11 protein-coding genes are annotated in these 13769 nt (G+C 61.0%); 3 read left to right on the top strand and 8 right to left on the bottom strand.

Going from position 1 to position 13769, the window contains the following annotated elements; translation table 11 throughout:
• Positions 1-62: 62 nt before the first annotated feature.
• The 5 genes from QRN70_RS09405 to QRN70_RS09385 all read right to left on the bottom strand — a co-directional run bounded on the left by QRN70_RS09405 (position 63) and on the right by QRN70_RS09385 (position 5064).
• Positions 63-764 (bottom strand): ABC transporter ATP-binding protein, encoded by a 702-nt coding sequence (locus QRN70_RS09405; RefSeq protein WP_003222380.1) that lies wholly within the window; start codon positions 762-764, stop codon positions 63-65.
• Positions 765-1532 (bottom strand): high-affinity branched-chain amino acid ABC transporter ATP-binding protein LivG, encoded by a 768-nt coding sequence (livG, locus tag QRN70_RS09400; protein WP_025110759.1) that lies wholly within the window; start codon positions 1530-1532, stop codon positions 765-767.
• Complete coding sequence (locus tag QRN70_RS09395) at positions 1529-2785, bottom strand: high-affinity branched-chain amino acid ABC transporter permease LivM (RefSeq protein WP_285417239.1); 1257 nt, start codon at positions 2783-2785, stop codon at positions 1529-1531. The genes livG and QRN70_RS09395 overlap by 4 nt, the downstream gene beginning before the upstream one ends.
• Positions 2782-3705 carry a high-affinity branched-chain amino acid ABC transporter permease LivH gene (livH, locus tag QRN70_RS09390; protein ID WP_065261020.1) on the bottom strand — a complete coding sequence of 308 codons (924 nt, stop codon included), beginning with the start codon at positions 3703-3705 and terminating at the stop codon, positions 2782-2784. The genes QRN70_RS09395 and livH overlap by 4 nt, the downstream gene beginning before the upstream one ends.
• 231 nt (positions 3706-3936) lie before the next feature.
• The gene (locus QRN70_RS09385) at positions 3937-5064 is read right to left on the bottom strand and encodes a branched-chain amino acid ABC transporter substrate-binding protein (protein ID WP_285417236.1); all 1128 of its coding nucleotides are present in this window, start codon (positions 5062-5064) and stop codon (positions 3937-3939) included.
• A 352-nt stretch (positions 5065-5416) separates the two neighbouring features.
• Between QRN70_RS09385 and QRN70_RS09380 the strand changes: the two genes are divergently transcribed.
• Positions 5417-5722, top strand: coding sequence for a DUF2288 domain-containing protein (locus QRN70_RS09380; protein WP_285417235.1), 306 nt, complete (start codon positions 5417-5419; stop codon positions 5720-5722).
• A 320-nt stretch (positions 5723-6042) separates the two neighbouring features.
• On the opposite strand, the gene QRN70_RS09375 is transcribed toward QRN70_RS09380, so the two are convergent.
• Complete coding sequence (locus QRN70_RS09375; protein WP_285417234.1) at positions 6043-8241, bottom strand: hypothetical protein; 2199 nt, start codon at positions 8239-8241, stop codon at positions 6043-6045.
• Positions 8242-8436: 195 nt separating this feature from the next.
• Here QRN70_RS09375 and QRN70_RS09370 point away from each other — a divergent pair, with 195 nt between their 5' ends.
• Positions 8437-9333, top strand: a complete 897-nt coding sequence (locus tag QRN70_RS09370) for an NAD(P)-dependent oxidoreductase (RefSeq protein WP_285417232.1) — start codon at positions 8437-8439, stop codon at positions 9331-9333.
• Here QRN70_RS09370 and QRN70_RS09365 read toward each other — a convergent pair.
• Both QRN70_RS09365 and QRN70_RS09360 read right to left on the bottom strand, forming a co-directional pair.
• Positions 9224-11506 (bottom strand): putative bifunctional diguanylate cyclase/phosphodiesterase, encoded by a 2283-nt coding sequence (locus QRN70_RS09365; protein ID WP_285417230.1) that lies wholly within the window; start codon positions 11504-11506, stop codon positions 9224-9226. The two genes, QRN70_RS09370 and QRN70_RS09365, sit on opposite strands and share 110 nt — an antisense overlap.
• Before the next feature lie 148 nt (positions 11507-11654).
• Positions 11655-12023, bottom strand: a complete 369-nt coding sequence (locus tag QRN70_RS09360; protein WP_285417228.1) for a YkgJ family cysteine cluster protein — start codon at positions 12021-12023, stop codon at positions 11655-11657.
• Positions 12024-12321: 298 nt separating this feature from the next.
• On the opposite strand from QRN70_RS09360, the gene QRN70_RS09355 reads away from it, so the two are divergent.
• Positions 12322-13671, top strand: a complete 1350-nt coding sequence (locus tag QRN70_RS09355; protein ID WP_285417226.1) for a spinster family MFS transporter — start codon at positions 12322-12324, stop codon at positions 13669-13671.
• The last annotated feature ends 98 nt before the right edge of the window (positions 13672-13769 follow it).

Here is a 13769-nt window from a genome sequence, read left to right as displayed (position 1 = left end):
ATTCAGGATTGGCAGACACAAAAAAACGGCCCGAAGGCCGTTTTTCTGTTTGCCGCGATGGCTCAACCGCCCAAGTACGCCTCGCGCACTTTCGGGTCGGTCAGCAGCGCTTCGCCAGTGCCTTGCATGACCACCCGACCGTTCTCCAGAACGTAGGCGCGGTCAGCGATTTTCAGCGCCTGGTTGGCGTTCTGTTCGACCAGGAACACCGTCACACCGTCCTTGCGCAGCTGTTCGATGATGTCGAAGATCTGCTGGATGATGATCGGTGCCAGGCCCAGCGACGGCTCGTCGAGCAGCAGCAGTTTCGGCTTGCTCATCAGCGCCCGGCCGATGGCGAGCATCTGCTGTTCGCCGCCGGACATGGTGCCGCCGCGCTGGTTGAAGCGTTCTTTCAGGCGCGGGAACAGGCCCAGGACCTTGTCCATCTGCTCCTGATAGTCGCCCTTGTCGGTGAAGAAACCGCCCATGGACAGGTTTTCCTCGACGGTCAGACGGGCGAACACCCGACGACCTTCCGGCACCACGGCGATGCTCTTGCGCATGATCTGCGACGAGTCCTGGCCGACCAGTTCCTCACCCATGTAGCGGATGCTGCCGCTGTGCGCCTGCGGCGAACCGCACAGGGTCATCAGCAGCGTCGACTTGCCGGCACCGTTGGCGCCGATCAGGGTGACGATCTCACCCTGGCGGACTTCGACGTTGACGCTGTGCAGGGCCTGGATCTTGCCGTAGAAGGTGGAAACGTTTTCGAACTGCAGCATTTACGCTTCCCCCAGGTAGGCTTTGATCACTTCAGGATTGTCGCGGATCTGTTCCGGCGTGCCGTCGGCCAGGGGCGTGCCCTGGTTGATCACGACGATGTGGTCGGAAATGCTCATGACCAGTTTCATGTCGTGTTCGATCAGCAGGACGGTGACGTTGTGCTCTTCACGCAGCACGCTGATCAGCGCCTTGAGGTCTTCGGTTTCCTTCGGGTTCAGACCGGCCGCCGGTTCGTCGAGCATGAGGATCCGTGGACGGGTCATCATGCAGCGGGCGATTTCCAGGCGTCGTTGCTGACCGTAGGCCAGGGTGCCGGCGGTACGGTTGGCGAACTCCTTGAGGTTGACCTTTTCCAGCCAGTACTCGGCGTATTCCATGGCCTCGCGCTCGCTCTTGCGGAACGCCGGGGTCTTGAACAGGCCGGCCAGGAAGTTGGTGTTCAGGTGCCGGTGCTGGGCAATCAGCAGGTTTTCGACCGCTGTCATGTCCTTGAACAACCGCACGTTCTGGAAGGTGCGCACCACGCCTTTGAGGGCGATCTTGTGCCCCGGCAGTCCCTGGATCGGCTCGCCGTCGAGCAGGATGCTGCCGCCCGATGGCTGGTAGAAACCGGTCAGGCAGTTGAACACGGTGGTCTTGCCCGCGCCGTTCGGCCCGATCAGTGCCACCACCTGTTTCTCTTTCACGGTCAGGGCCACGCCATTGACCGCCAGCAGGCCGCCGAAGCGCATGCTCAGGTTTTCGACTTTTAGGATCTCGCGGCTCATTTGCGCAACTCCATGTGTGGGCGTTGCATCGGCAGCAGACCTTGTGGACGCCAGATCATCATCAGCACCATCAGCGCACCGAACATCAACATGCGGTACTCGCTGAACTCACGCATCATTTCCGGCAGCAGGATCATCACCACGGCCGCCAGGATCACGCCCAGTTGCGAGCCCATGCCACCCAGAACAACGATGGCGAGGATGATTGCCGACTCGATGAAGGTGAACGATTCCGGCGTCACCAGGCCCTGACGAGCGGCGAAGAAGCTGCCGGCGAAACCGGCGAAGCTCGCTCCCAGGGTGAAGGCGGAGAGCTTGATCACGGTCGGGTTCAGGCCCAGCGCCCGGCAGGCGATTTCGTCTTCACGCAGCGCTTCCCACGCACGACCGATCGGCATGCGCAGCAGGCGGTTGATGATGAACAGCGCCGCCAGCGCCAGCAACAGGGCAACGAGGTAGAGGAAGATCACCTTGTTGATCGAGTTGTATTCCAGGCCGAAGAACTCGTGGAAGGTCTGCAGGCCTTCCGCAGCCTTGCGTTCGAAGGTCAGGCCGAAGAACGTCGGTTTCTCGATGTTGCTGATGCCGTTCGGGCCGCCGGTGATATCGGTCAGGTTACGCAGGAACAGACGGATGATCTCGCCGAAGCCGAGAGTCACGATCGCCAGGTAGTCACCGCGCAGACGCAATACCGGGAAGCCCAGCAGGAAGCCGAAGGTGGCCGCCATCAGGCCGGCAATCGGCAGGCAGATCCAGAAGCTCAGACCGTAGTAGTGCGACAGCAGCGCATAGCTGTAGGCGCCGACGGCGTAGAAGCCGACGTAACCGAGGTCGAGCAGGCCGGCCAGGCCCACGACGATGTTCAGGCCGAGGCCGAGCATCACGTAGATCAGGATCAGCGTCGCGATGTCCACCGCGCCACGCGAGCCGAAGAACGGCCACACCAGTGCACCGAGGATCAGCGCAATGATGATGTAGCGCTGGGTGGTCGGCAGGGTCAGGAAGTTGCTGGCCTTGGCCGGGATCAACGGCAGCCCCGGCGAGGATTTCCACGCCTTGCTGATCTGCTGGTTGAACAGCACCCGCAGGAACATCAGCACCGAGCAGATGGCGATGGTCGCCAGGATGGCCGGGCTGGTGCCGTGCACTTCGAGGTTGATACCGACGATGGTCAGTTTCAGACCCAGTACCGGGTAGGCCACGGCCCACACCAGCAAGGCACTGAACAGTGCCTGTTTAAGATTCCTAGTCATACTTTCTCAACCTCCGGACGGCCCAGAATGCCGGTCGGACGGAACAACAGCACCAGAACCAACAAGCCGAAAGCCACGACGTCCTTGTACTGGTCGCCGAAGATATCGGCACCAAAGGCTTCCGCCACCCCGAGCACCAACCCGCCGAGCATGGCACCGGGGATGCTGCCGATCCCGCCCAGTACCGCAGCGGTGAAGGCCTTGAGGCCGACGAGGAAGCCGGCGTTGGGGTTGATCACGCCGTACTGCATGCTCAGCAGGACGGCCGCGACGGCCGCCAGTGCGGCACCGATGACGAAGGTCAGGGCGATGATGTTGTTGGTGTTGATGCCCAGCAGGTTGGCCATCTTGATGTCTTCGGCACAGGCGCGGCAGGCGCGGCCCAGGCGGGAGCGGGAGATGAACAGCGTGAGGCCGAGCATGGCGACCAGGGTCACCACGAACACCACGATTTGCATGTAGGAAATCAGCACTTCATGTGCGCCACCTGGCCCGATGGAGAAGTTTCCAGGGATCAGGTTGGGGATGGATTTGTCCTTGGAGTCTTGCGCCAGCAGAACCGTGTTCTGCAGGAAGATCGACATACCGATCGCGGAAATCAGCGGGATCAGACGGTTGCTGCCGCGCAGGGGGCGGTAGGCGATCCGTTCGATGCTGTAACCGTAGGAGCTGGTCACGACGATGCTCGCGATGAAGGCGGCGGTCATCAACAGCGGGACGTTGTCGAGTCCCATCATGGCGAGCCCGGCGATGGCGATGAACGCCACGTAGGAGCCGATCATGTACACCTCGCCGTGGGCGAAGTTGATCATTCCAATGATGCCGTAAACCATCGTATAGCCGATGGCGATCAGGGCATACGTGCTGCCAATGGTCAGACCATTAACCAGCTGCTGGAAGAAGTGATAGATGTCAGGCATTACAGCGCTCCTAAAAACCTGATACGCATTTCACTGGTGGAGTCATTTTCCCGCCCGGCCCCGTGGATCTTTATCCACTTCGAATCCGGGTTTTGCCAGCGAACCGCTGATGACGGTTTTGAGATTTTCAGGTGGGGAGACTGGCGGATCACGCCAGCGCGGCCCAATACATTCGTAAAACAAAGCCCACGGCACGCCGTGGGCTTTATTGGCAGTCAGTCAGGCAGCGCCTTACTGAGGCGAAACTTCAGTTTTAGGTTTGCCGAAGTGCCACTCGTAAACCACGAATTTGAAGTCTTTCAGGTCGCCCTTGGCGTCGAAGCTGAGGTCGCCGGTAGGGGTCTTGAAGGTGCCGGCGTGAATGGCTTCGGCCACTTTGGCCGGGTCTTCGGATTTGGCAGCGGTGATACCGCCGGCAATCACTTCAACCGCCGAGTAGGAAGGGAACACGAACGGGCCGCTCGGGTCTTCTTTCTTCGCCTTGAATGCATCGGCCAGGGCGATGTTGGCCGGATCCTGGTCGAAGGATTTCGGCAGGGTCACCAGCAGGCCTTCGGAAGCGTCCTTGGCGATCTGCGAAATGGAGTCGTTACCCACGCCTTCCGGACCCATGAACTTGGCTTTCAGGCCTTTTTCCTGGGATTGACGCAGGATCAGGCCCAGCTCCGGGTGGTAGCCGCCGTAGTAGACGAAGTCGACGTTGGCCTGCTTGAGCTTGGAAATCATCGAGGAGAAGTCTTTGTCGCCGGCGTTGACGCCTTCGAACACGGCGACTTTCACGCCTTTCTTCTCCAGAGTGGCCTTGACGGCGGTGGCGATGCCTTCACCGTATTGCTGCTTGTCGTGCAGCACGGCAACGATTTTCGGCTTCACGTGATCGGCGATGTAGTTACCGGCGGCAGGGCCCTGGGCGCTGTCCAGGCCGATGGTACGGAAGACCATCTTGTAACCACGGGCGGTGATGTCCGGGCTGGTGGCAGCCGGGGTGATCATGACCACGCCTTCGTCTTCGTAGATGTCCGAAGCAGGCTGGGTGGAGCTGGAGCACAGGTGACCGACCACGAACTTGACGCCGTCGTTGACGACCTTGTTCGCTACCGCTACCGCTTGTTTCGGATCGCACGCGTCGTCGTATTCAACGGCTTCGAGCTTCTTGCCGTCGACGCCGCCCTTGGCGTTGATCTGCTCGATGGCCATTTTTGCGCCACTGAACTGCATGTCGCCGTATTGGGCTACTGGACCGGTCTTCGGACCGGCGATACCGATTTTGATGGTGTCAGCTGCGAACGAATGGCTGGCAACCCCGGCCAGAACCATAGCGGCAAACAGTTTGGAAATCTGCTTAGTAGCCTTAGTCATAGTGCTCCACTCTTACTGTTGTATTTTTTTAGAGTCCTGGCGCCGTAGCAGCAGAACCGGGTCAGATATCTTTGCGATACCCTCCGGAAATGCCCCCGGCAACTGTACCGGTACAGTGTAGAGCGCCGGTTGTTGGCCTGGGAAGCGGGCGCCGAGGGGCAAAACTTGGGGGTGTCGCATTTTTGAATGAAAAAGACAGAATTGCGGCGGGGCTTTTGCGGGCATATATCCCAATCAGCAGCATTCCCTGGCGTTCCTGCTCTTTTCGTTCGGTGCAGCTATTTGCAACCGGGTTTTTCTGCCGAACCACCGACGTTATCATTCGCGTCGATTTCTTTTCCGGACAGGGCCCATGAATCAAGAACCTAGCACCCTCTATGCCAAGCTGCTTGGTGAAACCGCATCTATTACCTGGAAGGAGCTGGAGCCGTTCTTCGCCAAGGGTGCCCTATTGTGGGTCGACGCCGCTCTGGATTTGATCGCCGTGGCCGAGGCCGTGGCGGCGGACGAAGGCGAGAAAGTCGCTGCCTGGCTGGCCGAAGACAAGGTGGCCAAGCTGTCTGAAACGCGGGCGCTGGATCTTTTCGAACGTGATCCCGAGATGTGGGCCGTGGTGGTCCGGCCGTGGATTCTGGTCCAGGAAAGGGCGCCTGTCTGAGCTCGCGCACCGGGTTGGTGCGCGATGCCGACGGGGAAAAGTGTGTAGGCGAGTAGCGTGATGGCACGTTGCCGTAGAGAAACGCCACAAGCGAGGGCGGCATAACGGTGACGTAAACGTAACGGGAACAGTTTATTGAGCAGCCTGAGGGCTGCTTAATTGTTTCTGGATATTGGAATGAGTGAAATCTTCAGAGAATTTGCCGGCCCCATCGCTGGCAAGCCAGCTCCCACAGTTTTTGTGGTGTTCACAAATAGTTGTGTTCACGTGGACCCTGTGGGAGCTGGCCTGCCAGCGAATGGGCGCGACTCGGTCTCCGATCAGACCGAGTAAGTCTTCCCGGTATGGTTATTCAGGGAAATAACCTTGGTCTTGCCGATCCGGTGACGGTAGATCTCGCGCAGGTACTTGATGGCCTTCTTCACGCAGTCGCGCGACAGACGAATGTCATTGATCGAGACAAACTTCTCCTTGTCGTTGATCAACTCGCGGTACTTCTTCTCGTACATCGGCTTGATCGCGTACCAGTTGGTGTCGAGGATCTTCGCCGGGTTCTCGAATTCGTTGAGCAGATCGTCGATGCGGTCTTCGTCGAAGTCTTCATTGATGATGAAGTCGAGGATCGAGTTGTCCAGCGTCTCGTCGAAGCGGTACGGAGTCTTGGCGAAGCAGCGCTTGATGAAGGCCACGATCAGGGTCAGGAAGTCGTCCGACAGGCACGGGCTCTTGGCGATCAGGGTGGTCAGCGACAGGTTGGCCGAAGCGCCGATCACCAGCGCGTAACGCTTGAGCGTGGTGTTGGGGAACAGGCTGTTGAGGTGGGTCTTCAACCGGTTCAGGTCCATGTACGACAGTTTGTAGTCCTTGGGCAGCGAGACGATCGACACCACCGACGAGCAATTCTTGAAGAAGTGCAGGTCGTGCAGCGCGGCGGCGTCGTAGCCGGAGTTCTTGTATTGCTCCAGCGAGGCGCGATAGCGCTTGGATTCGATCGGCAGCAGGCTGATGCCTTCGATGGCCTGGGTCACTTTGTTGAAGTGCGGCAGGTCGATCGACCGGAAGAACAGGTCGTCGATGTTCAGGCGCTGCGGCTCCTTGTCGAACACCTTGAACTTGTCGCTGCTTGGCGGTGGGGTTTCCGGCACCACCGATTCGGCGTAGGCAATCGCCACCGGGCCGGCCAGGCTCATGAACAGGTCGTTGGCATCCAGGCGGATGGTTTCGCCGATGTCGATGCCGGCGCGGCGGAAGTAGTTCTGGTCGTAGTCGGTGGTCACCGCCTGCGCCGTCAGAATGTTGAAGATCTGCTGCGAGATGTACTGGTTGGCGTGCTTCTCCATCGCATTGACATCGATGTTCTGGATGTTGCCGTCGTCGCTCTCTTCGGCGTAACGCATGATGTCGTTGGAGATCAGCATCATCGCGTTCCATGGGCGGATACGGCCCATGACGCTGGCTTCGCTGCTGTCTTCGTTGGCGAAGTTGTAGGAGAAATCCCATTCTTCCGACAGGTATTTGCACAGCAGGCGACCGGCGTTGATGTGCAGTGCCTCGGACATTTCGCTGCGATGATCGGAAATGTTCGGCAGCACGCAGATGCCGCTGGTGAAGATCGGCTCGAACACGAACGAATGACCGCTCTTGCCGTCATGTTCGTCCATCGGCTTGGTGTCGAACGTCTTGTTCATGTACGAGTGTTGCTGGGCCAGGCCGAATTCCGAGGCCATGCCCGAACCGGTACCGCCACCGGCGCTGAAGATCGAGAAGTACAGGCGCGACTGGTTGGCCTTGATCCCGCAGCTGTCGATCAGGTAGGAGTGGATCATTTTCCAGTCGGGGCTGGAGAAGCGCTGGGTGTCCTTGTTGAGGATGATCTTCGCCAGGTACTGACCGAGGATCGGCGCGTTACCGGCGCCACCGGCGTGGACTTCGGACAAGTCCATGATCTTCATTTTGCTGTAGTCGCGCAGGAAGCCGCTTTTCTCACCCTTGCGCGAGAAACGGATGCGTCCGGCGATGTCCTTGTCGAGGTCGCCGAGCATCACCAGCGGTTCGACCAGGAACACCGGTTTGCTCGACTTGTTCGGACCGATCCGCAGGTTGTGCTTGATCCACTGGGCCGGGCTGTAGCCCTTGTCGGCCAGACGCCGGTCGGCAGCGCGGTCTTCGTTGTTGAATTCGTTGAGGTAGAACTTGCGCGCGTTGTACACCAGCTCCGCGACGTCGAGCGCGATGTTGGAGCCGCAGCGACCGAGGCCGATCAGGCACACCGAGGGGAATTCCTGATCGTTGTGCTGTTCGTTGTCGCCTTCCAGGTGCGGTGGGCGCGGGAACACCAGGTCGCGCAGACCGTCGAGGTTGTCGAGGATGCGGTCGGTGTTGGTTTCGGTGAAATACAGGTATTGCTGGGTGCCCAGCGGGCGCGAGGGCGGCAATGGCTTCATCGGGGCAGGGCTGTTGGCTGCAGGGCTCAGGGTCAGATCGGATACCGCGGTGGCCGGGTTGTTTTTAGAAGTCATTGTGCGCCATGTACCTTGACTGGTTGGCCGGCGACCACTGTCGTCGGACCTCACGGAATGGGATCTCGCGTCTTTTTACTGCGCGTATTTGGCCCCGGCGGCAGGGTTGTGCGCTGCGTGTCGCCAGGGGGAATCCTTTCCTGATTGATCAAGGATCGGCCATCATTCGGCGATCTTTAATCAAAAGGAGGCTAAATGATGTCAACGCTACCTTCGTTGGGGTTCGCCGGAATCGGCCTGATGGGCCTGCCGATGTGCCGCCGTCTGCTGGCTGCCGGTTATCCGCTGACCGTGTGGAACCGCAACCCCGACAAGTGCGCGCCACTGGTCGAGGCCGGCGCCCGGCAGGTGGCGACGCCCGCCGAGCTGTGCCGGCACGCCGAGGTGGTGATGCTCTGTCTGGCCGATACGGCGGTGGTGCGTGAGGTGGTCTTCGGCCCTGCGGGTATCGCCGCGGGCGCCAGGCGTGGCCAGTTGCTGGTGGATTTCTCCAGCCTCGAACCGACCGCCACCCGCGAGATGGCCGCGCAGCTGGCGAACCAGACCGGCATGGCCTGGCTCGATTCACCGGTGTCCGGCGGGGTGGTCGGCGCCGAGGCCGGCAGCCTGGCGATCATGGTCGGTGGCGACGTGGCGGATCTGCAACGCGTGCGCCCGGTGCTGCTCAATCTCGGTCAACGCGTCACGCACATGGGTGGCGTCGGAGCGGGGCAAGTGACCAAGGCCTGCAACCAGATGATCGTGGCGTGCAATGCGCTGGTGATTGCCGAAGTGGTGGCGCTGGCGGAGCAGTCCGGTGTCGATGCGAGCCTGCTCGCCGAGGCCCTGGCCGGTGGGTTTGCCGACTCCAGACCGTTGCAGATCCTCGCCCCGCAAATGGCCGAAAGCCGTTTCCAACCGGTGAAATGGCATGTGCGCACGCTGCTCAAGGATCTCGACACGGCGGTCAAATTCTCGCGCGAGCAGGGCTCGGCCACGCCGATCAGCGGATTGGCCGCACAACTGATGCGCCTGCATGGGGCGCAGGGCTTTTTGCAGCAGGATCCAGCGACACTGGTGCAGATGTACCGCGGGCCAGACTCAGCGGATTGACCGCGTGCGAGTTCTTGCGCTGATTGATTTCCTCGAGCACCGGGCGCAGTTCGGTCAGCGCCACCGGGCGACTGAGCAGGTAGCCCTGGATGAAGTCGCAGCCCGAGCGCTCGAGAAATTCGTATTGCTCCAGGCTCTCCACGCCTTCGGTGACCACCTGCAGGTGCAGGGTGTGGGCCATGACGATGATGGCCTGGACGATCTCCATGTCGGCTGTCGATTGCGGGATGTCGAGAATGAACGAGCGGTCGACTTTCAGGGTGTTGAGCGGCAGGCGCTTGAGGTAGGCCAGCGACGAGTAGCCGGTGCCGAAATCGTCGATCGACAGCGATACGCCGAGGGCGCGGATCTGCCGCAGCAGCACCAGCGTGTTGGCGATATTGCCCATCAGTGCGTTCTCGGTGACTTCCAGTTCCAGGCGCTCCGCCGCCACGCCAGCGCTGCGCAAGGCACTTTCGATTTCGTTGGCCAGCTCTTCCCGGGCCAGGTTCAGTGGTGAGCAGTTCCAGGCGATTTTCAGTTCGTCGCAGCCATGCCGTGACAGCTCGCCGAGGTCTGCGCAGGCCTTGCGCAGCACCCAATTGTCGAGTTCGGCGATCAGGCCGTTGTTTTCCGCGATGCCGATAAAACGGTCCGGGGTCAGCAGGCCATGCACCGGGTGTTGCCAGCGGATCAGCGCTTCGAGTTTGGTCACGCGCCCGGTCTTCAATTCGAAAATCGGCTGGTAGTACAGCATCAGGCCGTTTTCTTCACGCAGGGCGTGGCGCAGTTCTTCCTCAAGTTGCAGTTCGAACGTCGCGCGGTTTTTCAGCCTGGAATTGAAAAAGTGCAGGCCGTTGCGCCCGGCACCCTTGGATTGGTAGAGGGCCAGATCCGCGTGCTTGAGCAGTTCCTCGCAGGTGGTGCCGTCCTCGGGAAACAGGCTGATGCCGATGCTGGTGGTCATCACCATGCGCCGGCCCGCCAGTTCGATCGGTTCTTTCATCTTGAGCATGATGCGCTGGGCCAGGTTGCGCGCTTCTTCGCGATCGCGCAGGCCGATGAGGATGCAGAACTCGTCGCCGCCGAAACGCGCGACCACGTCTTCGTGACTGCGCACCGAGCCCTTGATGTGCTGGGCGATGACTTTCAGCAGTTCATCGCCGGCGTCGTGACCGAGGCTGTCGTTGATGCGCTTGAAGTGGTCGATGTCGAGAAACATCACCGCCAGCATGCCGCCTTCGCTGGCTTTCTGGCTGAGTTTCTCGGCGAAGAGCTGGTTGAAACCGCGGCGGTTGATCAGGTTGGTCAGGGCGTCGTAGTTGGCCACTTGCTGCAATGACACGCGTGCCTGATCGAGCTGGCTGAGCAGGGCATTGACCCGCCGCAGGTCGTGTTCCTTGGTTTGCAGTTTGCGGTCGGCCAGTGCAGCGCTGATGGCGCTGCCGAGGATCAGCAGGACGATCAGCGCGACCGTCAGCCCCAGTTGCAAATGGCTGCTGGCGCCGGCCAGCGTCGGCACGGTGTCGGCCGGCAAGACCAGCTGCAGCGCGGCCATGCCGGTGAAGTGCATGCTGATGATGCCGGCGCCGAGTATCAGCGCCGCGACGTATTTGAGCACCTGGTGTATCGGACCGCTGCCTTCGCGCAGATAGCCGGCCACCCACAACGCGGCAAAACTGGCGCCGATGGCGATCACGATCGACAGGCTGAACAGCTCCGGCTGGTAGTAGGCGCTGGCGTCGCTGCGCATCGCGGCCATGCCGACATAGTGCATGCCGGCGATGCCCAGGCCGATGACGAACGCAGTCTTGAGGTAGTGCAGCAGGCTGGGCTGCGGTTCGCTGAGCGTATGCATGGCCAGCCAGGACGCGAGCAGGGCGATCAGCAGGGAAAACAGGGTGACGGGCAGGTCGTACTGGATCGCGATGGGTGCCCGGAACGCCAGCATGCCGATGAAGTGCATGGCCCAGATGCCGCCGGCCAGGCAGGTTGCACCGATCCAGCGCCACAGGCGCTGAGAGCCGGCGTCTTCGGCGTGGCCGACCCGTTCGGCCATGCCCAGGGTGGCAAAACTCGCGGCGCAGGCGACCAGGTAAGCCACCAGCACCAACAACGGGTCATGTGTGCAATCGAGAATGACCTGCCCGCTCTGCGGCAGCTCGCTGACAAACTGCAAACCCAGCCACTCCATAGCCTGCCCCGGTTCTGAGTAGGTCCTTACTGCGTCACCGACGCAGGCGAATGTCAGGAGTATAGAGGTCGATTTTGCCGTGAAAGCGGTAGTGGCACATTGGTTCTAACGATTTTGGCATTGCCACCATAGCGATTGGTGCTAAGACTCAAGCGCTCTGCTCGTAGGGGATTTCATTCCAGCCCGGTTGCAGTGGCGGCAGGCCGAAACGCGCGCGGGCGGCGTCACAGTCGCTGTTCGGTTCGCCGTTTTCCCACGCGGCCTCGAATTCGCGGCAGGTGCTGGAGCGCTTGTCGTAGATCGAACAGTGCACGGTCTGGCCGACTTCGCCGAGCAACGCGGTGCAGCGCGTCGGCTTGCGGTCGGTGCCGATCATCGCCACCCGGCTCGGGGTGATCTGCGTGACCAGTTCATCGGGCACCGTACCGCCGGAGGAGGCGCATTCACCCCAGAAAAATGACACGCGAAAATGGGCACAGCAGGCACCGCAATTCAGACACGGACTGACTTCGGACATGGACAGGACATCAAAGGGATTGATCGGAGGATCCGGACGGATCCGCGGCCATTCTAGGCTTCGCCGTGCGCTTGGGAAGGGGGGCGTGAAAGTATTTTTTCATTGCCGGATTTTGCTGCAGAGCCCCGGTTTTTCGGGGACTCCAGGCTTTTCAACGGCTTACGTTTCGTTACACGGCCATGGACCGATATCAGGCCGGCGAATGATCACAGACAGCCCCGGCGACCCTGACTAGATTGCAGGTTCCGGGCTCGGATGCGTTGGCAGTGAAGCCCTATAACAAGAAAGAGACGGACCCATGCAGAACTCGACCCAAGCGGCGAATGCCTGGCGCATTCTGTTCCTGCTGTTCCTCGCCAACCTGTTCAACTTCTTCGATCGCACCATCCCGGCGATCATCATCGAGCCGATCCGCATGGAATGGCACCTCAGCGACTTTCAGCTGGGCATCGTCGGCACCGCGTTCACCATTGTCTATGCGCTCGCCGGCCTGCCGCTGGGACGCATGGCAGACACCGGTTCGCGCAGCAAGCTGATGGGCTGGGGCCTGGCGACGTGGAGCGCGTTGACCGCGGTCAACGGCCTGGTCGGCAGTTTCTGGAGTTTCCTGCTGGTGCGCATGGGCATCGGCATCGGCGAGGCCAGTTACGCACCGGCCGCCAACTCGCTGATCGGCGACCTCTTTCCCGCCCATCGCCGCGCGCGTGCCATGGGCATCTTCATGCTCGGCCTGCCGTTGGGGCTGTTGCTGGCGTTCTTCACCATCGGCGCGATGGTCAAGGCGTTCGACAGCTGGCGCGCGCCGTTCTTCATCGCCGCGGTGCCGGGGCTGATCCTCGCGGTGTTCATGTTCTTCATTAAGGAGCCCAAGCGCGGCGCGGCGGAAACCGTGCAGGTGTCACAGGAGAAAGTCGACAAACCGATCCGGCGGGTGCTGGCGGTGCCGACGTTCCTCTGGCTGGTGCTGGCCGGGCTGTGCTTCAACTTCGCCACGTACGCCTGCAACTCGTTTCTGGTGCCGATGCTGCAGCGCTATTTCCTCATGCCGTTGCAGGAAGCGGCGGTGGCCACCGGGCTGATCGTCGGCGTGACCGGGCTGATCGGCCTGACACTCGGCGGCTGGATCGCCGACAAGATTCACCAGCGCGTCGCCAGTGGGCGGCTGCTGTTCGCCGCGTTCAGCCTGATCATCTCGACCCTGTGCACCGCGTGGGCGCTGCACGCCGGGCGCATCGAGATCGGAGTATTCGTTGCGGTGTTCAGTATCGGCTGGTTGTTTGCCTACAACTTCTATACCTGCGTCTACACGGCCATCCAGGACGTGGTCGAACCGCGCCTGCGGGCCACGGCGATGGCGCTGTTCTTCGCCGGGCTGTACCTGCTCGGCGGTGGCCTGGGGCCGGTGGTGGTCGGCGGGCTGTCGGATCACTTCGCGAAGTCGGCGATGCTCGCGGCGGGCGCCGAGCAGATGACCGAGGCGTTCAAGGCCGTCGGTCTGCACGACGCGATGTACCTGATTCCGGTGGCGCTGTTTTTCACCATGGTCTTTCTGTTTCTCGCGGCGCGGTGTTTTGTGCGGGATGCGCAGCGGATGAAGGAAGGTCTGGTTGCTGTGGTCGAGCCAGAGGTGGCAGCGGTGACTGCATGATTGCTATCGCTGGCAAGCCAGCTCCCACAGTGGCTCTGTAGTGAACTCCTGTGGTAGCGAGCCTGCTCGCGAAAGCGCCATCAAATCACCGGATCCAT

This window comes from Pseudomonas sp. efr-133-TYG-5 (assembly GCF_030209175.1).
Taxonomy (GTDB): domain Bacteria; phylum Pseudomonadota; class Gammaproteobacteria; order Pseudomonadales; family Pseudomonadaceae; genus Aquipseudomonas.
Note: the sequence above shows the minus strand (reverse complement) of the source record. Positions and strands in the feature narration are given on the sequence as shown.

Excerpts from the sequence above, each read along its gene's own strand:
- QRN70_RS09405 (WP_003222380.1), bottom strand. The coding sequence starts at position 764 with ATGCTGCAGTTCGAAAACGTTTCCACCTTCTACGGCAAGATCCAGGCC.
- livG (WP_025110759.1), bottom strand. The coding sequence starts at position 1,532 with ATGAGCCGCGAGATCCTAAAAGTCGAAAACCTGAGCATGCGCTTCGGC.
- QRN70_RS09395 (WP_285417239.1), bottom strand. The coding sequence starts at position 2,785 with ATGACTAGGAATCTTAAACAGGCACTGTTCAGTGCCTTGCTGGTGTGG.
- livH (WP_065261020.1), bottom strand. The coding sequence starts at position 3,705 with ATGCCTGACATCTATCACTTCTTCCAGCAGCTGGTTAATGGTCTGACC.
- QRN70_RS09385 (WP_285417236.1), bottom strand. The coding sequence starts at position 5,064 with ATGACTAAGGCTACTAAGCAGATTTCCAAACTGTTTGCCGCTATGGTT.
- QRN70_RS09380 (WP_285417235.1), top strand. The coding sequence starts at position 5,417 with ATGAATCAAGAACCTAGCACCCTCTATGCCAAGCTGCTTGGTGAAACC.
- QRN70_RS09375 (WP_285417234.1), bottom strand. The coding sequence starts at position 8,241 with ATGACTTCTAAAAACAACCCGGCCACCGCGGTATCCGATCTGACCCTG.
- QRN70_RS09370 (WP_285417232.1), top strand. The coding sequence starts at position 8,437 with ATGATGTCAACGCTACCTTCGTTGGGGTTCGCCGGAATCGGCCTGATG.
- QRN70_RS09365 (WP_285417230.1), bottom strand. The coding sequence starts at position 11,506 with ATGGAGTGGCTGGGTTTGCAGTTTGTCAGCGAGCTGCCGCAGAGCGGG.
- QRN70_RS09360 (WP_285417228.1), bottom strand. The coding sequence starts at position 12,023 with ATGTCCGAAGTCAGTCCGTGTCTGAATTGCGGTGCCTGCTGTGCCCAT.
- QRN70_RS09355 (WP_285417226.1), top strand. The coding sequence starts at position 12,322 with ATGCAGAACTCGACCCAAGCGGCGAATGCCTGGCGCATTCTGTTCCTG.